Below are 19550 nucleotides of genomic sequence, written 5' to 3'. Positions count from 1 at the left end.
AACGACCGTTACCGGGCCAGCGTCACGGTGACGTCGCCGCGCGTCGCCTTCGAGTAGGGGCACACCTGGTGCGCCTTCCCGAGCAGCGCCCGCGCGGTGGCGTCGTCCACGTTCGGGATGTTCGCGGAGATCTCCACGACGATCCCGAAGCCGTCCTCGTTGCGGCCGATGCCGACCTTGGCCGTGACGGTCGAACCGGAGACGTCGGCGCCCTCCTGCCGGGCGACCACGCCGAGCGCGCCCTGGAAGCAGGCGCTGTACCCGGCGGCGAACAACTGCTCCGGGTTGGTGCCGGCGCCGCTGCCGCCCATCTCCTTCGGCGGGTTCACGACGACGTCGAGCTTCCCGTCGTCGGTGGCGACGCGGCCGTCACGGCCGTTCTCGGCGGTGGCGACGGCCGTGTACAGGACGTCGGACTGCTGAATGGGCATGCGGTTGTCTTCCTCCTCGGTCCGCCGTGACTCGCGCCCACGGTCGACGGCGGATTTCGGAATGAAGTTACCGCATGCCGGAAAGAGCTGGCCAGGGTCAGAGCTTGACGATCATCTTTCCGGTGTTGTCGCCCCGCAGGACCCCGAGGAACGCCTCCAGGTTGTTCTCGATGCCCTCGACCACGGTCTCGCGGTACTTCAGCGCGCCCGACGCGACCCAGGGGCCGACCTCCTGGACGAACTGCGGCTGCAGGTCGTAGTGGTCGCCGACCAGGAAGCCCTCGATACGGCCGCGGGTCTGGATGAGGCGGGCCAGGTTGCGCGGGCCGGGGGCCGGCTCGGTGTTGTTGTAGACGGAGATCATGCCGCAGACGGCGATCCGGCCGTTCAGGTTCAGCGACCCGATCGCGGCCTCCAGGTGTTCGCCGCCGACGTTGTCGAAGTACACGTCGATCCCGTCGGGGGCGGCCGCGCGCAGCTGCTCGCTCACCGGACCGTTCTTGTAGTTGAAGGCGGCGTCGAAGCCGTACTCCTCCGTCAGCAGCCGGACCTTCTCGTCGGAGCCGGCCGAGCCGATGACCCGCGAGGCGCCCTTGAGCTTCGCGATCTGCCCGACCTGGCTGCCGACCGCGCCCGCCGCGCCGGACACGAAGACGACGTCGCCCTCCTTCAGGGAGGCGGTGCGCAGCAGTCCCGCGTACGCGGTCAGGCCGGTCATGCCGAGCACGCCGAGATACGTCGACAGCGGGGCGGCCTGGGGGTCGACCTTGACGGCGTTCTTCGCGTCCACGGCCGCGTACTCGCGCCAGCCGAAGAAGTGCAGGACATGGTCGCCGACCGCGATGCCCTCGGCGTTGGAGGCGACGACCTCGCCGACCGCGCCGCCCTGCATGACCTTGTTCAGCTCGAACGGGGCGGCGTACGACTTGGCCGCCGACATCCTGCCGCGCATGTAGGGGTCCACGGAGAGGTACTCGTTGCGCACCAGTACCTGGCCCTCGCCGGGGGTCGGGACGGGGCTCTCGACCAGGGCGAAGTCCTCGGGCTTCGGCCAGCCGACCGGACGGCTGAGGAGGTGCCACTCGCGGTTGATCATGGGGGGTCGCCTTTCATTTACTTCAGTACCTGAAACAACAATGAGCCTGAATATTTCATGATGTCAAGTAACCGGCTATCCTGGACGACATGGCCACACCACCGAATACCCCCCGCCCAGACGAGCTGACCATGGAGGTCGTCGAGCTGATCGGGGACGTCGTGGCCCGCTTCTACGCGGACTACGAGGAGGCGGCGGCCGCCCACGCGCTGACCGGCCCGCAGGCACGCCTGCTCAGCCTGCTGTCGCTGGAGCCGCTGCCGATGCGCAAGCTCGCGCACAAGCTGAAGTGCGAGCCGTCGAACGTGACCGGGATAGTCGACCGTTTGGAGTCCCGGGGCCTGGCGGAGCGCCGCCCCGACCCGGCGGACCGCCGGGTGAAGGTGGCGGCGGCCACCGACGAGGGCCGCAGGGTCGCCCGGGACCTGCGCGAGGGCCTGCGCTTCGCGCGTGAGCCCCTCGCCGGGCTCTCCGCCGAGGAGCGCCGCTCCCTGCGGGACCTGCTGCGGCGGATGCTGGACGCCTGAGTCCCAGTAAAGTCTTCGCCATGCGCGATCTCGGGGTGGGTTTCGGTTATCTCCTGGCAGGCCAGCGCTGGGTCGCCCGGCACGGCCGCCAGTTCGGCTTCGGCCTTCTGCCGGGCCTGATCACGCTGGTCCTCTACGCGGCGGCGCTGGTCGTGCTCGCCGTGTGGGGCGAGGGCGGGGTCGCCTGGGCCACCCCGTTCGCGGATGGCTGGGGGAGCCCCTGGCAGGGCCTCTTCCGCGGCTTCCTGACGGCCGTCCTGTTCGCCCTGGGCCTGCTGCTGGCCGTCCTCACCTTCACGGCCCTCACCCTGCTGATCGGCCAGCCCTTCTACGACAGCCTCTCGGAGAAGGTCGACGAGGACGTCTCGCCCGACGGCACGGCACCCGAGTCCGGCCTCCCGCTCTGGCGCGAGCTGTGGATCTCGGCCCGGGACAGCCTGCGCATCCTGGTCCGGGCCCTGCTGTGGGGCGTGCTGCTCTTCGCCGCCGGTTTCCTGCCCCTCGTCGGCCAGACGGTCGTCCCGGTGATCGGCTTCTTCGTCACCGGGTTCTTCCTCACCGAGGAACTGACCGCCATCGCCCTCCAGCGCCGCGGCGTGGACCTGCGCGCCCGCCTCACCCTGCTCCGCTCCCGCAAGACCCTGGTCTGGGGCTTCGGCACCCCACTCGGCCTGTCCTTCCTGATCCCGTTCGTCGCGGTCTTCCTGATGCCGGGCGCGGTGGCCGGCGCCACCCTTCTCGCCCGCGACCTCCTGGGCGAGGAGACCACCGACCGCACCCCCGCCGAAGCGAACGAACCGATCGCTTCCTGAACCCCGCCCCAGCCCCACCGTGCGCCGGGAACGGCGGTGCCCCGAGGCCGGGCCGTTTGTGAAGGGTTCGTACGGGATCGCCGTGAGGGGGGCTGTCACGGGCCCCTGGGCGGGCGCGGCGTTTAACGTCGGGACCGGGACAAGTCCCCCGTGGACAGCCCCGGCCCGGAAACCTGACCTCCGGACCGGGGCTCGTCCCTTGTCTCAGCGCGCCGAGAAGCCGTACACCGTCTCGGACCGGAACACCTCGCCCGGCCGGAGCACGGTGCCCGGGAAGTCCGGGCGGTTCGGGGAGTCGGGGAAGTGCTGGGTCTCCAGGGCGACCCCCTCGCCGGGGGCGAAGGGCGCGGCCAGATGGTCGGCGGTGTAGAACTGGAGCCCGGGCTCGGTCGTGGCCACCGTGAGCACCCGCCCGGACACCGGGTCGTGCAGTTCGGCCACCTCCTCGGCGGCGTCCGTCACGCCCTTGTCCAGCACGAAGTTGTGGTCGTAGCCGGAACCGACCTCGCGCACCGTCCGGAAGTCGAAGCGGGAGCCGGTCACGTCCCGGAGGGCCCCGGTGGGGATCAGGTCCGCGTCCACCGGGGTGAACCGGGAGGCGGCGAGCCGCAGTTCATGACCGCCCGTGGGACCGGAACCGCCCAGGTTCCAGTACGAGTGATTGGTGAGGTTGAGGACGGTCGGAGCGTCCGTCACGGCCTCGTAGGCGATCCGCAGCGACCCGGCGTCGTCCAGCGTGTACGTCACGGACACCTCCAGCCGGCCCGGGAAGCCCTCCTCGCCGTCCGGGCTCACCCGGCGCAGCCGGACGCCGTCCCCGGCCGGCTCCGACTCCCACACCCGCTTGTCGAACCCGCGCTTCCCGCCGTGCAGGCAGTTGGGCCCGTCGTTCACCGGCAGCGCGTACGTACGGCCGTCGAGCGCGAAGCGGCCGCCCGCGATCCGGTTGGCGTACCGCCCCACCAGGGCGCCGAGGTAGGGCTCCGGATGCTCCAGATAGCCCTCCACCCGGGGGAATCCCAGCACCACGTCGGCCGTACGCCCGTCCCGGTCCGGAACCTCGACCGACTGCACGATCCCGCCGTACGACAGCACCCGCACCCGCACCCCGGCCCGCTCCAGCGTCCAGCGGTGCACGGGTGCGCCGTCGGGAAGTGTGCAGAAAAGTTCGCTCATGTGGGAAACCCTAGTCAGGGTCTCCGCGCGGTGACAGTGCGGTACGCGATCTCGGCAAGCCGCGCCTGCCCGTCGCGGCTCGGGTGGAACCAGTCCCAGCGGCTGAGTTGGTCGGTGCCGAAGCGGAAGTCGAACACCGCGTTCCCGTCGAAGCGGCAGCGGCGGTCCTTGGCGCACACGGCTCGCAGCGCCGCGTTGTAGTCCTCCACCCGCCGCTGCACCTTCGCCCGGCGCCGCGTGGCCACGCTGGTCAGGTCGTCGGCCTCGGCCAGCATCGACGGGCAGATGCCCAGCTTCCACACCTGCTTGCCCAGCGGGTTCGTCCGGCCCTGGGACCACAGCCGCAGCAGGTTCGGCACGCTCGCCACGTACACCTGCGTCCTGGGCAGCGCCGTACGCAGCCTGGCCAGCGACGCCTCGAAGTCCGCCCGGAAGTCCGCCACCGGGGTCATCGCCGAGACCGACGCGCGGCAGGCGTCGTTCGCGCCGATCATCACCGTCACCAGTTCCGGCCGCCCGGCGATCGCGCCGGCCATCTGCCGCGGTAGGTCGGACATACGGGCGCCGGTCACCGCGTAGTTACGGCTGTGCTCCGCCGCCCCCCGCACCCCCAGCAGCCGCACCGCCAGGCTGTCGACCCCGGCGTCGCTGCCCGTCGCCCACGACACCTCGGGGCAGTCGGAGAGCACGGCGCACGCGTCGAAGCCCCGGGTGATGGAGTCGCCGACCGCGGCGATCGAGTCCGGGCTGCGGTTCCACACCGGTGCCGGCCTGGCCGGGGGACGGGAGGCGGGCGCACCGGAGTCCTTCTTGCCGTCGGCGCCGCCACCGCCGAAGGCGTCACACCCCGTCAGGGTCAGGACGGCCGCCGCCATGACGGCGACAACGCCCCGCGCCCGGTGGCCTCGCTCGCGCATCTTGGCTGCTCCCCTCGCTCGACGGTGCGGTGCTCCCTCCCATGACAACGCGCGAGGGTTCCCGGACCGGGGACCTGGGAACGCCGAACCCCCGTACAAGCGTCCCCCTGGGTGAATGGCGCGGGTTTCCTGGCACCGGGACCGACGGTACGTCACACTCCTTGCCCCGCCGCAGGGTAGCCTCGCCATCAACGCGGCCGTCGCGCCTGGGCCGCCCAGCCAGTCCGCAAGATGTCCCGCTCTGCCCGGAGGTTCCGGTGACGACACGTGGAGTTCTGTACGTGCACTCCGCGCCGCGCGCGCTGTGCCCGCACGTCGAGTGGGCCGTCGCGGGGGTGCTCGGCACGCGCGTCAGCCTCGACTGGATCCGGCAGCCCGCGGCACCCGGCACCTGGCGCTCGGAGTTCTCCTGGCAGGGCGAGGCCGGTACGGCCTCCAAGCTCGCCTCCGCGCTGCGCGGCTGGCATCTGCTGCGGTTCGAGGTCACCGCCGAGCCCTGCGCCACCGCCGAGGGTGAGCGCTACAGCTGCACCCCCGACCTCGGAATCTTCCACGCGGTCACCGGTATCCACGGTGACATCCTCATTCCCGAGGACCGGCTGCGCGCGGCGCTGACGCGTTCCCAGCGCGAGGAGACCGACCTGGAGGCGGAGATCGCCAAGCTCCTCGGAAAACCCTGGGACGACGAGCTCGAGCCGTTCCGCTACGCGGGCGAGGGAGCACCGGTGCGCTGGCTGCACCAGGTGGTCTGAGCCCTCCCGGACGCGCGGAAACGCGCGGGAGCCCCCCGGACACGCCGAAGAACCCGCGGTACACACGAAAGAGCCCCCACCGTCCGGTGGGGGCTCCTCACGTTGGCTCTCAGACGGTCCGGAAGGCCAGGACCACGTTGTGCCCGCCGAAGCCGAACGAGTCGTTCAGCACGGCGATCCGCCCCTCGGGCAGCTCGCGGGCCTCACCGGTCACCACGTCCGCGTTGACCTCGGGGTCGAGGTTCGAGACGTTGATGGTCGGCGGAGCCGTACGGTTCACCAGCGCCAGGATCGACGCCACGGTCTCGATACCGCCCGCGCCGCCGAGCAGGTGACCCGTCATCGACTTGGTGGCGGAGATCGCCATGTGGTCGACGTCGTCGCCGAACACCTTCCGCAGCGCCTTGATCTCGGCGACGTCACCCTGCGGGGTCGAGGTGGCGTGCGCGTTCACGTGCACGATCTCGGCCGGCTTCAGGTCCGTGCTGTCGAGCAGGTTCTGCAGCGCGTGCGCGATGCCGTTGCCGGACGGCTCCGGCTGCGTGATGTGGTGGCTGTCGGCGGAGATGCCCTGGCCGACCGCCTCGACGTAGATCCGGGCGCCGCGGGCCTTCGCGTGCTCCTCGGACTCCAGGATGATCACACCGGCGCCCTCACCGAGCACGAAGCCGTCGCGGCCCGCGTCGTAGGGACGCGACGCGCCCTCGGGGTCGTCGTTGTTCTTGGACATCGCCATCATGTTGCCGAAGGCGGCGATGGGAAGCGGGTGGATGGCGGCCTCGGTACCACCGGCCACGACCACGTCCGCCCGCCCGGTGCGGATCATCTCGATCGCGTACCCGATGGCCTCGGCGCCGGAGGCGCAGGCCGACACGGGGGTGTGCACACCGGCGCGGGCACCCAGCTCGATGCCGACGTTGGCCGCCGGGGAGTTGGGCATCAGCATCGGCACTGTGTGCGGGGAGACGCGGCGTACGCCCTTTTCCTTGAGCACGTCGTACTGGTCCAGGAGCGTCGTCACGCCGCCGATGCCGGAGGCGATGACCGCACCGAGACGGTCGGGGTTGACGGACGCGTCCTCACCGGCCTTGGCGGTGAAACCGGCGTCCTTCCAGGCCTCCTGAGCGGCGATCAGCGCGAACTGCGCGGACCGGTCCAGCTTGCGGGCCTGCGGGCGGGGGATGATCTCGCCGGGCTCGACGGCGATCTGCGCGGCGATGCGGACCGGCAGCTCGGCCGCCCACTCCTGCTCGAGCGGGCCGACACCGGACTTGCCGGCGACCAGGGCCTCCCAGAACGAGGCTGCGTCGCCACCCAGCGGTGTGGTTGCGCCGATACCGGTGACGACCACGGTGCGATTGGTCGGGCTCACGGGAATTCTTTCTCCAACGGAAAACGGGATTCGACGGCGCCACCGCCGGGTGGCGGGGCCTAGCAGCCTGACGGCCTAAGGGGTGACTCAGGCCTGGTGCTTGAGGATGTAGTTGGTGGCGTCACCAACGGTCTTGAGGTTCTTGACGTCCTCGTCCGGGATCTTCACGTCGAAGCGCTCCTCGGCGGCGACGACGACCTCGACCATGGACAGCGAGTCGACGTCCAGGTCGTCGGTGAAGGACTTGTCCAGCTGGACGTCCTCGGTGGGGATCCCGGCGATCTCGTTCACGATCTCGGCGAGACCGGCGACGATCTCTTCCTGAGTGGCGGCCATGTCAGGCGCTCCTTCTTCGATAATCCAGACGGTTTGTGGCAGTTTGCACCGGGCCGGAAGCGAGATCCGGCACGGAGTGCCTAGGGGAGGGTAACGACCGTGGCGGCGTAGACGAGACCCGCCCCGAATCCGATGACGAGCGCGGTGTCGCCGCTCTTCGCCTCCCCGGTCGCCAGGAGCCGCTCCATCGCGAGCGGGATCGAGGCGGCCGAGGTGTTGCCGGTGGTGCGGATGTCACGGGCGACCGTGACGTGCTCCGGCAGCTTCAGCGTCTTCACCATCGAGTCGATGATCCGCACGTTGGCCTGGTGCGGAATGAAGACGTCCAGGTCGTCCGGGCTGATTCCGGCCGCGTCCAGCGCCTGCTGGGCGACCTTCGCCATCTCGAACACGGCCCAGCGGAACACCGCCTGGCCCTCCTGCGTGATCGCAGGGAACTTGACGTTGCCCTCGCTGTCGAGGGGCAGTTCGGCGAGGTCGCCGACGTGGAAACGGTCCCAGGAGACCGTCTGCTTGATGGTGCCGGCCTTGTCGCCCTCGGAGCCCCACACGGTCGGGCCGATGGCCGGCTCCTGCGAGGGGCCGACGACGACCGCGCCGGCGCCGTCGCCGAACAGGAAGGCCGTGGCCCGGTCCTCCAGGTCGGTGAGGTCGCTGAGCCGTTCCACACCGATGACGAGCACGTACTCGGCGGAACCTTCCACCACCATGCCCTTGGCGAGGGTCAGGCCGTAGCCGAAGCCCGCGCAGCCGGCCGAGATGTCGAAGGCGGCGGCCTTGTTCGTGCCGAGCTTGTCGGCGATCTCGGTGGCGATGGCCGGGGTCTGGCTGAAGTGCGAGACGGTCGAGACGACCACGGCGCCGATCTGCTCGGCGTCGATGCCGGAGTCGGCGATCGCCTTGCCGGCCGCCTCGACGGACATCGCGGCGACCGTCTCCTCGGGGCCCGCCCAGTGCCGGGTCTCGATGCCGGAGCGCGAACGGATCCACTCGTCGGACGAGTCGATCCTCTCCAGGATCACCTCGTTGGGCACCACGCGGGTCGGCCGGTAGCCGCCGACGCCGAGGATGCGCGCGTACGGGGCGCCCTTGCTGGGCTTGATCTTCGACATGGGTCTTGGGCTCCTTGTCAGGCGCTCGCCGCGTCAGCGGCAGGTGTCGCAGTCTCGGCGATGAGCGTGCGGGCCGCGTCGAGGTCGTCGGGGGTCTTCAGGGCGAGCGTGCGCACACCGGGAAGCGCGCGCTTGGCCAGACCGGTCAGCGTGCCGCCGGGGCACACCTCGATGAGCGCGGTGGCGCCGAGCTCCTTGAACGTCTCCATGCACAGGTCCCAGCGCACCGGGTTGGCGACCTGGCCGACCAGCCGCTCCAGCACCTCGGCGCCGGAGGCGACCTGGCGGCCGTCCTTGTTGGAGACGTAGGGGACCTTCGGGTCGGCGGGCGCCAGCCGCGCCGCGGCCTCGGCCAGCGCCTCGACGGCGGGGGCCATGTGGCGCGTGTGGAAGGCGCCGGCCACCTTCAGCGGGACGACCTTGCGGACACCCTCGGGCTTGTCCTCGGCCAGCGCGGCGAGCTGCTCCAGCGTGCCGGCGGCGACGATCTGGCCCGCGCCGTTGATGTTCGCCGGGGTCAGGCCCAGCTTCTCCAGGTGCGCGACGGAGGTCTCGGGGTCACCGCCGAGCAGCGCCGACATGCCGGTCTCGGTGATCGCGGCGGCCTCGGCCATCGCGAGCCCACGACGGCGGACGAGGCCGAGCGCCGCGGTGTCGTCCAGAACGCCCGCGAAAGCGGCGGCGGTGATCTCACCCACGCTGTGGCCGGCGACCGCGCCGGGCGCGATCTCCGACATGTCACCCAGTGCCATGGCGGACAGGATCCCGGCGGCGACCAGCAGCGGCTGGGCCACCGCGGTGTCACGGATGGCGTCGGCGTCGGCCTGGGTGCCGTAGTGGACCAGGTCGAGGCCGATGGCGTCCGACCACGCGGCGACGCGGTCCGCGGCACCGGGGAGTTCGAGCCAGGGGGTCAGGAAGCCGGGCGTCTGGGCGCCCTGGCCGGGAGCGACGAGTACGAGCACTCTCACACTCTCTCTTGGGGACGGCCGAAGCCGCCCGTGAGGACAGGGACGAAGAACACGTAGGGGTTTTGTGGACCCCCGACAAAACCCTAGGCCTGGGGTTCACCGTCGGCCAGACGCCCCAGGATCAGCGCGATCCGCAGCGTGAACGCGGATCGTACATCCGAGGGCGACCATCCGGTGACGTCTGTCACACGTCGGAGCCGGTAGCGCACGGTGTTCGGGTGAACGAACAGCATCCTGGCCGCGCCCTCCAGGCTGCTCGCCTGCTCCAGGTAGACACTCAAGGTTTCCAGGAGCGCCGACCCGGCCTCCTCCAGTGGTCTGTAGATCTCCTCCACCAACTGCTCGCGCGCGCCCGGATCACCGGCGATGGCCCGCTCCGGCAGAAGATCGTCCGCCAGCACCGGCCGCGGCGCGTCCTGCCAGGCGAAACACGCCTTCAGTCCCGCCGCCGCGGCCTGCGCGGACCGGGTGGCGGCCAGCAGGTCGGGTACGACGGGCCCGGCGACGACCGGACCGGCGGCGTACGGCCCGATCAGCGACTTGGCGACGGCGAGCGGATTGGGGCTGCCGCCGGCGATCACCACCAGCCGGTCCCCGAGCACCCCCGTCAGCACCTGCAGCTTGGCGTGGCGCGCGGCCCGCCGGATGGCCTCGACGGTGAGCTCGCTGTCCCCGTCGGGCGCGGTGCCGAGCACGACGCACACATGGTCGGGCGAGTTCCAGCCGAGCGCGGCGGCCCGGCTGACGGCGCCCTCGTCGGCCTCCCCGCTGAGCACGGCGTTGACCACCAGCGACTCCAGCCGTGCGTCCCAGGCACCGCGTGCCTCTGCGGCCTGGGCGTACACCTGGGCGGTGGCGAACGCGATCTCCCTGGCGTACACGAGCAGGGCCTCGCGCAGCACGCTCTCGTCCCCGGGGGCCGCCACCTCGTCGATGGCGGACTCCATCACCTCGATGGTGGTCCGCACCATCTCCACGGTCTGCCGCAGCGTGATGGCCCGGGTCAGCTCGCGGGGCGCCGTCCCGAAGACGTCCGTGGAGATGGCCTGCGGCGCGTCGGGGTGCCGGAACCACTCGGTGAACGCGGCGATGCCCGCCTGTGCCACGAGTCCGATCCAGGAACGGTTCTCCGGCGGCATGGCCCGGTACCACGGCAGGGTCTCGTCCATGCGTGCGATGGCCTGCGCGGCGAGGCTCCCGGAGGACCTCTCCAGCCGCTTCAGGGTCGCGGAGTGCGGGTGGACGGCGTGCGCTGCGGGTCCGCCGCTACGGGTTTCGGGTTCGGGCACGGGGACAAGACTGCCTTATCGGGACGGGAGCATGCGTCGGCGGGGTGCCGTGCGCGGTCTACGGTGGTGCCTGTGATGGACGTACGGCGCGCCGGTGAGCGCTACCGCGGAGGGGAACCGGAGGCGGGGATCGAATCCCGCCACGCCTTCTCCTTCGGCCCGCACTACGACCCCGGCAACCTGCGCTTCGGCGCGGTGATCGCCTGCAACGAGGAGCGGCTCGCCCCCGGCTCCGGCTTCGACGAGCACCCGCACAGCCACACCGAGATCGTCACGTGGGTGGTCGAGGGCGAACTGACTCACCGTGACTCCACGGGACACGAGACGAAGGTACGGCCCGGCGACGTCCAGCACCTCGCCGCAGCGGCGGGCGTCCGCCATGTGGAACGCAACGAGGGGGACACACCGCTGACCTTCGTCCAGATGTGGCTGGCCCCGCTGGAGCCGGGCGGCGACCCGTCCTACGCGATCATCCCCGGCATCGCCGACTCCACCCCCTACGCCCTCCCGGCCGCCGGCGCGATGCTCCACGTCCGGCGCCTGACACCGGGGGAGCGCACGGCGGTACCGGACGCGCCCCATGTGTACGTCCACGTGGTCCGGGGCGAGATCATCCTGGGGGATGAGACCCTGGGCGAGGGCGACTCGGCCCGCGTCACGGACGCCGAGGGGCTGGACGCCGGAGGGGTGACGTCGGCGGAACTGCTGATGTGGGAGATGCCCTAGCCGATGCCCTGACGGCTCCCCGCCGGCCTTCCGGCCCCAGCGGGCCTCAGCCCCGCAACTCCGCCAGCACCGCGTCCGTGAACACCGGCCACGCCTCCACCGCCCAGGGCCCGAACGCCCGATCGGTCAGCGCGACCCCGGCGACCCCCGCGTCGGGGTCGATCCACAGGAACGTACCGGACTGTCCGAAGTGCCCGAACGTCCGCGGCGACGACGAAGCCCCCGTCCAGTGCGGCGACTTGGAGTCCCGGATCTCGAACCCCAGCCCCCAGTCGTTGGGGTTCTGGTGCCCGTATCCCGGCAGCACCCCCTTGACCCCCGGATACTGCACGCTCATCGCCGCGGCCACCGTGCGGGGATCCAGCAGTCGCGGCGCCTGGATCTCGGCGGCGAACCGCAGCAGATCCGCCACCGTGGACACCCCGTCCTTCGCCGGCGACCCCGCCAGCGACGTCGACGTCATGCCCAGCGGTTCCAGCACCGCCTGCCGCAGATACTCGGCGAACGGGATCTCCGTCGCCTTGGCGACCTGATCACCGAGCTGCTCGAACCCCGCGTTGGAGTACAGCCGCCGCTCCCCGGGCGGAGCCATCACCCGGTGCTCGTCGAAGGCCAGCCCGGAGGTGTGCGCGAGCAGATGGCGGACCGTGGCGCCGGGCGGGCCGGCCGGCTCGTCCAGCTCGATCGCACCCTCCTCGTAGGCGACGAGCACGGCGTAGGCCGCCAGCGGCTTGGTGACCGAGGCTAGGGGGAACCGCTGCGCGGCCGGGCCGTGGGTGCCCAGGACGGTGCCGTCCGCGCGGACCACGCCCGCCGCTGCGGTGGGGACCGGCCAGTTCTCGATCGACGCCAGGCTGTTCAACGACATGGGGCCGAGCCTATGCGCTCAGAGCCGCAGCTCCAGCAACGGGTCGGGCTTGGGCCGGAAGCCGAGCGAGGCGTACAGCGGCGCGCCCTCCACGGACGTGGTGAGCTGCACCCGGTCGGCACCGCGCTCGCGGAACCAGCCGAGGAGCGTGTCCATGCACGCGCGCGCGTACCCGCGCCGGCGGGCGTCGGGGTCGGTGGCGACGCTGAAGACGTACCCGACGGTGCCGCGCGGGTTGGCCGCCCGGCCGATCCGGTAGTCGAGCGTGCCCGCCACCAGCGCGGCCAGCGTCCCCGGCCGCTCCGGACGGTCCACGACGAAGGCCACGAAGTCCCCCTCCGGTTCCGCGAGCCTCGCCCGCAGGGTGGGGAGGGACTCGGCGTGCCAGTCGGTGGACCGGTCGGCGTGGGCCATCGAGTCGATCATGACCTGGCGCAGCCGCAGCACTTCCGCGGCGTCCTCGGGCTCGGCCCGGCGTACGAGACTCATGCCTGGCACGCTAACCACCGCACCGCCGGCCCGTCGCGCCGTTTTCCCCACACCCCTTTTCTCCGGAGCCGCTTGCCTGGAGTGCACTCCAAGGCCATAGCGTTGGGGGCATGACGGTGACGCAGACCCCGCCGGCGGCCGCCGGGCAAGCAACCCCCGCCGACATCTGCTCCGCCCCGCCCCGGCGCCACCCCCGCCCCGAAGGCCAGGACCGCTACACGATCAGCGAGGTCGTCGCGTTCACCGGTCTGACCGCGCACACGCTGCGCTGGTACGAGCGGATCGGCCTGATGCCGCACGTCGACCGTTCGCACACCGGTCAGCGCCGCTACAGCAACCGGGACCTGGACTGGCTGGAGTTCGTGAACAAGCTCCGGCTGACCGGCATGCCGGTGGCCGACATGGTCCGCTACGCGGAGCTGGTGCGGGAGGGCGAGAGCACCTACGCCGAGCGCCAGGAACTGCTGGAGTCGACCCGCCGGGACGTCCTGGCCCGCATCGCCGAACTGCACGACACCCTGGCGGTGCTGGACCGGAAGATCAGCTTCTACGCCACGGAGCGCTGACCCGCCGGCGGCGCGGGACCGCTACAGCTCGGCCAGCAACTCGGCCTTCTTCGAGGAGAACTCCTCGTCGGTGACCAGGCCCGCCTGGTGCAGTTCCCCGAGATGCCGGATGCGCTCGGCGATGTCGGCCGGGTCCCGCCGGGACGGGGCCGGTGCCACCGGTACCGGTCCGCGGCTCCGCAGCGCCGCGAGGACGGCGGCGGCGAACGGCAGGGACTCGTGCACCGGCCCGTAGCCGAGGCCGAAGACGACGGCCGCCGGATCCTGGTCGGGCTGCGCGGGGCGGGTGGAGCCGCCGTCGCGGGGTACCAGGCGCAGATGCCCCTCGAAGACCTCCGGCGAACGCCACTCCACTCCGCTGAGGTCGGCGACCCGCCAACTCTGGTCCCCTGCCTTCCACTTCGCCGAGGACGCACCGGTCCAGGACCAGCGGAACCGTACGGAGGTCCCGTCGAAGGTCGCCTTCCCGTCGTACGCCTTGAACTGCAGCGGGGCCTCGGGGACGGCCACCAGACAACGCTCGGCGGGTTCCGGCCCGAACTCGGTCAGCAGCGGTTTCAGCTCGTCGGCGTAGTACTCGGCGAGGGTCGCCCGCTCGGCCGGCAGCACCAGCCGGTACGGGTCGGAACTCTCCCGCAACTGCCCGGCCGCCGCGTCCATCAGGGGATCGGCGCCGGGTCGCGGCCGCAGCCGCAGTACGACGGAGCCGCGCTTGCCGGGAGTGAGGGTCACCTCCTCGACCGCGGCCAGCGGAATGCGCCGCTCGCCCAGCGCCTGGAACAGCCTGGGTGTCCGAATCCCCCGTTCGTAACGGATGAGCACGGAGTCGGACTCGAACTCCCAGACGGCATGAAAACCCGCCAGTACGTCACCCATGCGGCTCATCGTATGCGGCACGTGCTCCTCCGTCGCCACCCGCGCAGACCGCACTTCCTGCTGTTTCTACGCGCGTCCGGCCGTTGTCGTGCGGGGCAGATCCGCCCGGCAGGCATCGTCTTCGCGTGCGCACGTCACCGCGTCGTACGCGCCGACGCCGACGTGCGCGAGGTTGCGCAGGCTGTCCGTGCCCGGCTGGAAGTAGCCGCTGTGGCCCTGCGCGTCAAGGGCCGAGAGGACCCGCGCGCCGAACGCCGGGGACACCGGGTCGGCGCCGTGGCCGAGCCCGCCGAGCTCCAGGTACGGCACGTCCTGCACCCAGTCGCTGGCGTCCCGCATCGCCCACACCCGGGCCGAGGTGCCCAGGCGGGAGGCGCTCGCGGCGCGCATGCCGGGGCTCGCGGCCACCGCCAGATCGGACACCCGGCCCGGCATGCCGTGCGCGGCGACCCCGCAGACCACCGAGCCGTAGCTGTGGCAGAACATCGACACCGGCGCCCGGCCGGGCAGGCCGCGCAGCAGCGCGTTCAGACGGACGGCGCCCTCCTCGGCGCGCAGTCCGGTGGCCGCGTCCACACCGAGTCCGTCCGGTGCGGTGTAGTCGGCCCAGGCGATCACGGCCGTGCGCGTCGAGGGGCTCTCCGCCCGCTCGGCCGCGTACAGGGCCTTGGCCATGCCGACCGGGGCGCTGTACCTGCGGTACGTGCGCTGGAAGGTGAGCAGGTCGGTGTCGACACCGGGGACGACCACGGAGATCCGGTCGGCCTTGGCGAGGCTGCCGAACACCTCCGCGACCCGGCCCGAGCCCGCGGGGTCGAAGGCGAGGACGTGCCGCCCGGGACGCATCAGCGCCTCGTAGCGCTCCATCCGCTGGCCCGCGTCCTGCTGCCCGGCCCTGCTGATCCTGTTGTCGTGCATGCGCTCGCGCTCGACCTCACGCGCCTGGCCCAGCGCGATGTGGTTGGCGCGGTAGCGCAGCTTGGCGGGGGCGCCGTTCATGTTGCCGACCGCCAGGGGGTAGCGGTGGACCAGCCGGTCGCGCTCGTGCGCGGTGAGCGAGGCGAAGAACCGGGTCAGGCGCGCGGGGGCCGACTCGGGGTCCGGCAGGCGCAGGCCCCGCAGCGTGCCGTGCTCCCACTTGTCGAGCGAGTGCTGCAGCGCGGTCGACTCCCGGTGGGTGCGCATGGCCGTCCAGCCGGTGGTCGCGAGCATCACGAACACGACGGACAGCGCGAGCATGGCGCGCCAGACGTTGAGGGGCGGGGAGGTGTCGAAGGAAGTCACTGGGAGGACACACTAGGAGAACGGGAGGGTCTCGGGGTAACCGAGTGATGGGTATCACGTTTCGGTAAAGGTCGAACGCTCCCCCGACGCCCTCAGCCCGCGCGCCAGTTCCCGGTCAGCGCCGAGCCCAACTGGTCCAGGTACGAAGCGGTCAGCCGTCGGATCGCCTCCAGGCTGAAGTCGTCACCCGTGCACCACTGCCGTTCGGTGACCCTCATCACCCCGCCGAACACGGCCACGGCCAGCCGCGGCCGCGGATCGGTGTCCACGTCGACGCCCTCCCGTTCGGCGAGCAGCCGCGCGATCGTCTCCTCGGTGGCCACAGAACGTCGCAGATGGGCGGCGAGCAGCGCGGGCGTCGACTCGATGGTCCGGTACATGCGCAGGTACAGCTCCACCGGGACGGCCGAGTCGACGGTCTCCTGTATCGCCTCCCAGCCCTCCAGGACCGCCTGCCGCAGCGCCTCCATCGGCGCCTCGTGCGCGGGCCTCGCCCGAACGGACTCCACGAAGAGTGCCTCCGTCATCTCCTGGACGGCGAAGGCCACCTCCTCCTTGCCGGCGAAGTAACGGAAGAAGGTGCGCTGCGAGACGTCGACGGCCTCGGCGATCTCGTCGACGGTGGTGTACTCGTAGCCCTGCGTGGTGAACAGTTCGAGAGCGGCCCGCAGCAGCGCCTCCCGGGTGCGCCGCTTCTTGCGGTCGCGCAGCGTCTCCATTGGCCTCTCCCGTGAAATGTCCCCCCAGCTCAGGCTATGCGCTGGTGTCGTGTCAGTTACCGACTTGTGATTTGGTTTGTCAACTGTCAGCGACTGACACTAGCCTCGAAGGTATGACTAGTCAGACCACCATCGACACGACGGGACCGGGGGACCGGGCATCGACCGACCCGTCGGGTCCGGCCCCGGCCGCGGGGCTGCGCGGCCACCCATGGCTCACCCTCATCACCGTCGCCGTAGGCGTCATGATGGTGGCCCTCGACGGCACCATCGTGGCCATCGCCAACCCGGCCATCCAGAAGGACCTCGGCGCGAGCTTCGCCGACGTCCAGTGGATCACCAACGGCTACTTCCTGGCCCTCGCGGTCTGCCTGATCACCGCGGGCAAGCTGGGTGACCGTTTCGGCCACCGGCAGACCTTCCTGATCGGCGTGACCGGCTTCGCCGCCGCCTCGGGCGCCATCGGCCTGTCGAACAGCATCGCCGCGGTCGTCACCTTCCGCGTCTTCCAGGGTCTGTTCGGCGCGCTGCTGATGCCGGCCGCGCTCGGCCTGCTGCGGGCCACCTTCCCGGCCGAGAAGCTGAACATGGCGATCGGCATCTGGGGCATGGTCATCGGCGCCTCCACCGCGGGCGGCCCGATCCTCGGCGGCGTCCTCGTCGAGCACGTCAACTGGCAGTCGGTGTTCTTCATCAACGTGCCGGTCGGCGTCCTCGCCCTGCTGCTGGGCCTGCTGATCCTGCTGGACCACCGTGCCGAGAACGCGCCGCGCTCCTTCGACCTGCCGGGCATCGTGCTGCTGTCCGGCGCGATGTTCTGCCTGGTGTGGGCGCTCATCAAGGCGCCGACCTGGGGCTGGGGCGACCTCAAGACCTGGGGCTTCATCGGCGCCTCGGCGCTGCTGTTCGTCCTGTTCGCGGTCTGGGAGACGAAGGTCGCCGAGCCGCTGATCCCGCTGGGCATGTTCCGCTCGATCCCGCTGACCGCAGGCGTCGTCCTGATGGTCCTGATGGCGATCGCCTTCATGGGCGGTCTGTTCTTCGTGACGTTCTACCTCCAGAACGTCCACGGCATGAGCCCCATCGACGCGGGCCTGCACCTGCTTCCGCTGACCGGCATGATGATCGTCGGCTCCCCGCTCGCGGGTGCCGCGATCACCAAGCTGGGCCCGCGCATCCCGCTGGCCGGCGGCATGGCGGCCACCGCCATCGCCATGTACGGCATGTCGACGCTGAAGGCCGACACCGGCAGCGGTCTGATGTCGATCTGGTTCGCCCTGCTGGGCTTCGGCCTCGCGCCGGTCATGGTCGGCGCCACCGAGGTGATCGTGGGCAACGCGCCCATGGAGCTGTCCGGTGTGGCGGGCGGCCTCCAGCAGGCGGCCATGCAGATCGGCGGCAGCCTCGGTACGGCGGTGCTGGGTGCCGTGATGGCCTCCAGGGTCGACAGCGAGCTGCCGGGCAACTGGGCCGGCGCGGGGCTGCCGAAGCTGACCCCGGAGCAGCTCGACCAGGCCTCCGAGGCGGTCCAGGTGGGCGTGGCACCGGTGGCCAAGGGCATGCCGGAGGCTCTCGTCGCGAAGATCACCACGGTCGCCCACGACACCTTCATCTCCGGCATGAGCCTGGCCTCCCTGGTCGCGGCGGGCGTGGCGGCGGTCGCTGTGCTGGTCGCGTTCCTCACCAAGCGGGGCGTGAACGCGGAGGCGGGCGCGGGAGTCGGTCACATCTGACTTTCCGTCCCATGCATGTTCCCGGCGGAGTTCGCTCATCAGGGTGACTCCGCTCAAGATCCCTCGCTCCGGGTGCGCGCCGCAGGTCACAGTGGGTCAGGTCCTCCGCAGGGCATGCGAGGGCCGCCGGGCCGCGGCGCGCGCTGCTGGAGGGGGGCAGCGCGCGCAGGTCTGTCCGGGGAAAACCGGGGTACCCGCCGAGTGAGGCCGAACTGACCATGACCACCAGGGAGTTGATGATGGCTGGCTTCGGGCACGGAACGCGCGGGTACCCCCGGTCACGCGGCCGTTCGTGGCAGCGGACCGGGCCGGACCGCGCGACGCTCGGGATCATCGGAACCGTCTGCGCGGTCGCCGGATTCTTCGCACTGGGGATCATTCTCGGCCCGGTGGCGATGTTCTGCGGCTGGCAGTCCATGGGCCGCAAATGGTCCACCGACCGCAACATCCCGGCCGTGGTCGCCCTGGTCCTGGGCGCGATCGACACCCTGCTGTCCCTCATCGCCCTCGCAGGCGCGGCCACTTGGGGCCACGGCCTCCTCTGAGCCGACCCCCGACCTCAACGCCCGCAGCTCCAGGCCGGAGCTGCGGGCGTCGGCGTCCCGAACTGGCGACCAGCGAACCCCGGCGCAGCAGAAGCCTCACGGCACCGCAGCCAGGCCAACTCCCAGCCACCCGGCGGAGCCGACCCTCACCGCCGCTGCCCCTCCCGCTCCCCGGCCAGCCGAGCCACCTCCGCCCGGAGCAACCGGACCTCCTCCGCCAGCGCGGCGATCGCCTCCGTCTGCCGCCGCTCCTCCACGTCGTCCTTCTCGAACCGCGAGATGAACCACGCCGCGATGTTCGCCGTCACCACACCCAGCAACGCGATCCCGGACAGCATCAGCCCGACCGCGATCATCCGTCCCAGCCCGGTGGTCGGCGCGTGGTCCCCGTACCCCACCGTCGTCATCGTCGTGAAGGACCACCACACGGCGTCACCCAGCGTCCGGATGTTCCCGTCCGGCGACTCCCGCTCCACCGACAGCACCGCCAGCGAGCCGAACATCAGCAGCCCGATCACCGACCCCACGACATACGTCGTCAGCCGGATCTGCGGAGCCATCCGCGCCCGCCGCCCCACCAGAAGCAGCGTCGAAACCAGCCGCAGCAGCCTGAGCGGCTGCAGCACCGGCAGCACCACCGCGCACAGATCGGGCCAGTGCCGGCGCACGAACTCCCCGCGCCGGGGCGCGAGCGCCAGCCGCATGAGGTAGTCCACGGCGAAGGCGCCCCACACCACCCACTCCACCGCCGTGCACAGGGCCGTCAGCGAGTGCCCCGCCGAAGCGTCCACGATGGGCACGGCGTACGCGACGGCGAAGGCCACGGTCAGCGCCAGCAGGGGTCGTTGGGTGAGCCGCTCCCACCGCACCTGCGCCGCATTCGTCTCCATGCCCGCATCGTAAAGAACGCGTAAGGGCGGCGGAGACTCGAACTCCGCCGCCCTCACGCCCAG

The 19550-nt window shown here is 71.3% G+C and carries 22 protein-coding genes; 7 read left to right on the top strand and 15 right to left on the bottom strand.

Annotated features, from left to right (window positions below; genetic code table 11):
• Window positions 1–8 precede the first annotated feature (8 nt).
• Both ACZ6B1_RS05170 and ACZ6B1_RS05165 read right to left on the bottom strand, forming a co-directional pair.
• Window positions 9–431, bottom strand: coding sequence for an organic hydroperoxide resistance protein (locus ACZ6B1_RS05170; RefSeq protein ID WP_468775090.1), 423 nt, complete (start codon window positions 429–431; stop codon window positions 9–11).
• Between the two features lie 97 nt (window positions 432–528).
• Window positions 529–1527 carry an NADP-dependent oxidoreductase gene (locus ACZ6B1_RS05165; RefSeq protein WP_468775088.1) on the bottom strand — a complete coding sequence of 333 codons (999 nt, stop codon included), beginning with the start codon at window positions 1525–1527 and terminating at the stop codon, window positions 529–531.
• An 89-nt stretch (window positions 1528–1616) separates the two neighbouring features.
• On the opposite strand from ACZ6B1_RS05165, the gene ACZ6B1_RS05160 reads away from it, so the two are divergent.
• Both ACZ6B1_RS05160 and ACZ6B1_RS05155 read left to right on the top strand, forming a co-directional pair.
• Window positions 1617–2054, top strand: coding sequence for a MarR family winged helix-turn-helix transcriptional regulator (locus ACZ6B1_RS05160; protein WP_468775086.1), 438 nt, complete (start codon window positions 1617–1619; stop codon window positions 2052–2054).
• Between the two features lie 20 nt (window positions 2055–2074).
• Window positions 2075–2866 carry an EI24 domain-containing protein gene (locus ACZ6B1_RS05155; protein ID WP_468775084.1) on the top strand — a complete coding sequence of 264 codons (792 nt, stop codon included), beginning with the start codon at window positions 2075–2077 and terminating at the stop codon, window positions 2864–2866.
• A 204-nt stretch (window positions 2867–3070) separates the two neighbouring features.
• Here ACZ6B1_RS05155 and ACZ6B1_RS05150 read toward each other — a convergent pair whose 3' ends face one another.
• Entirely contained in the window at window positions 3071–4042 is a 972-nt protein-coding gene (locus ACZ6B1_RS05150) for an aldose epimerase family protein (RefSeq protein ID WP_468775082.1), read from the bottom strand.
• A gap of 14 nt (window positions 4043–4056) precedes the next feature.
• Window positions 4057–4959 (bottom strand): SGNH/GDSL hydrolase family protein, encoded by a 903-nt coding sequence (locus tag ACZ6B1_RS05145; protein ID WP_468775080.1) that lies wholly within the window; start codon window positions 4957–4959, stop codon window positions 4057–4059.
• A 257-nt stretch (window positions 4960–5216) separates the two neighbouring features.
• Between ACZ6B1_RS05145 and ACZ6B1_RS05140 the strand changes: the two genes are divergently transcribed.
• Window positions 5217–5711 carry a DUF3145 domain-containing protein gene (locus tag ACZ6B1_RS05140; protein WP_351659796.1) on the top strand — a complete coding sequence of 165 codons (495 nt, stop codon included), beginning with the start codon at window positions 5217–5219 and terminating at the stop codon, window positions 5709–5711.
• A gap of 109 nt (window positions 5712–5820) precedes the next feature.
• Here ACZ6B1_RS05140 and fabF read toward each other — a convergent pair whose 3' ends face one another.
• The 5 genes from fabF to fasR all read right to left on the bottom strand — a co-directional run bounded on the left by fabF (window position 5821) and on the right by fasR (window position 10791).
• Window positions 5821–7083 carry a beta-ketoacyl-ACP synthase II gene (gene fabF / locus ACZ6B1_RS05135; RefSeq protein WP_468775078.1) on the bottom strand — a complete coding sequence of 421 codons (1263 nt, stop codon included), beginning with the start codon at window positions 7081–7083 and terminating at the stop codon, window positions 5821–5823.
• An 87-nt stretch (window positions 7084–7170) separates the two neighbouring features.
• Complete coding sequence (locus tag ACZ6B1_RS05130; protein WP_133921367.1) at window positions 7171–7419, bottom strand: acyl carrier protein; 249 nt, start codon at window positions 7417–7419, stop codon at window positions 7171–7173.
• Window positions 7420–7499: 80 nt separating this feature from the next.
• A complete protein-coding gene (locus tag ACZ6B1_RS05125) occupies window positions 7500–8531 on the bottom strand; it encodes a beta-ketoacyl-ACP synthase 3 (protein WP_468775075.1) in 1032 nt (343 codons plus the stop codon).
• Window positions 8532–8548: 17 nt separating this feature from the next.
• On the bottom strand, window positions 8549–9496 hold the full coding sequence (locus ACZ6B1_RS05120; RefSeq protein WP_468775073.1) for an ACP S-malonyltransferase: 948 nt from the start codon (window positions 9494–9496) through the stop codon (window positions 8549–8551).
• 89 nt (window positions 9497–9585) lie between these two features.
• The gene (fasR, locus tag ACZ6B1_RS05115; RefSeq protein WP_468775071.1) at window positions 9586–10791 is read right to left on the bottom strand and encodes a fatty acid biosynthesis transcriptional regulator FasR; all 1206 of its coding nucleotides are present in this window, start codon (window positions 10789–10791) and stop codon (window positions 9586–9588) included.
• Between the two features lie 75 nt (window positions 10792–10866).
• Between fasR and ACZ6B1_RS05110 the strand changes: the two genes are divergently transcribed.
• A complete protein-coding gene (locus tag ACZ6B1_RS05110; RefSeq protein ID WP_468775069.1) occupies window positions 10867–11517 on the top strand; it encodes a pirin family protein in 651 nt (216 codons plus the stop codon).
• Between the two features lie 46 nt (window positions 11518–11563).
• Here the strand turns inward: ACZ6B1_RS05110 and ACZ6B1_RS05105 are convergent, their stop codons facing one another.
• Together ACZ6B1_RS05105 and ACZ6B1_RS05100 are read right to left on the bottom strand one after the other, a co-directional pair.
• Window positions 11564–12385 carry a serine hydrolase domain-containing protein gene (locus ACZ6B1_RS05105; protein ID WP_468775067.1) on the bottom strand — a complete coding sequence of 274 codons (822 nt, stop codon included), beginning with the start codon at window positions 12383–12385 and terminating at the stop codon, window positions 11564–11566.
• An 18-nt stretch (window positions 12386–12403) separates the two neighbouring features.
• Window positions 12404–12874 carry a GNAT family N-acetyltransferase gene (locus ACZ6B1_RS05100; RefSeq protein ID WP_468775065.1) on the bottom strand — a complete coding sequence of 157 codons (471 nt, stop codon included), beginning with the start codon at window positions 12872–12874 and terminating at the stop codon, window positions 12404–12406.
• Between the two features lie 110 nt (window positions 12875–12984).
• Between ACZ6B1_RS05100 and ACZ6B1_RS05095 the strand changes: the two genes are divergently transcribed.
• Entirely contained in the window at window positions 12985–13440 is a 456-nt protein-coding gene (locus ACZ6B1_RS05095; RefSeq protein ID WP_468775063.1) for a MerR family transcriptional regulator, read from the top strand.
• A gap of 21 nt (window positions 13441–13461) precedes the next feature.
• Here ACZ6B1_RS05095 and ACZ6B1_RS05090 read toward each other — a convergent pair whose 3' ends face one another.
• The 3 genes from ACZ6B1_RS05090 to ACZ6B1_RS05080 form a co-directional block, all read right to left on the bottom strand.
• Window positions 13462–14316 carry a DUF4429 domain-containing protein gene (locus tag ACZ6B1_RS05090; protein ID WP_468775061.1) on the bottom strand — a complete coding sequence of 285 codons (855 nt, stop codon included), beginning with the start codon at window positions 14314–14316 and terminating at the stop codon, window positions 13462–13464.
• Between the two features lie 66 nt (window positions 14317–14382).
• Window positions 14383–15600, bottom strand: a complete 1218-nt coding sequence (locus tag ACZ6B1_RS05085; RefSeq protein WP_468775059.1) for an alpha/beta hydrolase — start codon at window positions 15598–15600, stop codon at window positions 14383–14385.
• 92 nt (window positions 15601–15692) lie between these two features.
• Window positions 15693–16319 carry a TetR family transcriptional regulator gene (locus ACZ6B1_RS05080; RefSeq protein WP_468775056.1) on the bottom strand — a complete coding sequence of 209 codons (627 nt, stop codon included), beginning with the start codon at window positions 16317–16319 and terminating at the stop codon, window positions 15693–15695.
• Window positions 16320–16432: 113 nt separating this feature from the next.
• On the opposite strand from ACZ6B1_RS05080, the gene ACZ6B1_RS05075 reads away from it, so the two are divergent.
• Together ACZ6B1_RS05075 and ACZ6B1_RS05070 are read left to right on the top strand one after the other, a co-directional pair.
• The gene (locus ACZ6B1_RS05075; RefSeq protein WP_468775054.1) at window positions 16433–18052 is read left to right on the top strand and encodes an MFS transporter; all 1620 of its coding nucleotides are present in this window, start codon (window positions 16433–16435) and stop codon (window positions 18050–18052) included.
• 236 nt (window positions 18053–18288) lie between these two features.
• Window positions 18289–18597 carry a small hydrophobic protein gene (locus tag ACZ6B1_RS05070; RefSeq protein ID WP_174266320.1) on the top strand — a complete coding sequence of 103 codons (309 nt, stop codon included), beginning with the start codon at window positions 18289–18291 and terminating at the stop codon, window positions 18595–18597.
• A 146-nt stretch (window positions 18598–18743) separates the two neighbouring features.
• Here the strand turns inward: ACZ6B1_RS05070 and ACZ6B1_RS05065 are convergent, their stop codons facing one another.
• Complete coding sequence (locus ACZ6B1_RS05065) at window positions 18744–19487, bottom strand: potassium channel family protein (RefSeq protein WP_468775052.1); 744 nt, start codon at window positions 19485–19487, stop codon at window positions 18744–18746.
• Window positions 19488–19550: the final 63 nt, after the last annotated feature.

The organism is Streptomyces sp. NPDC041129 (genome assembly GCF_055592265.1).
The sequence above is the reverse complement of the archived record's forward strand: the minus strand, read 5'-3'. Positions and strand labels throughout refer to the sequence as shown.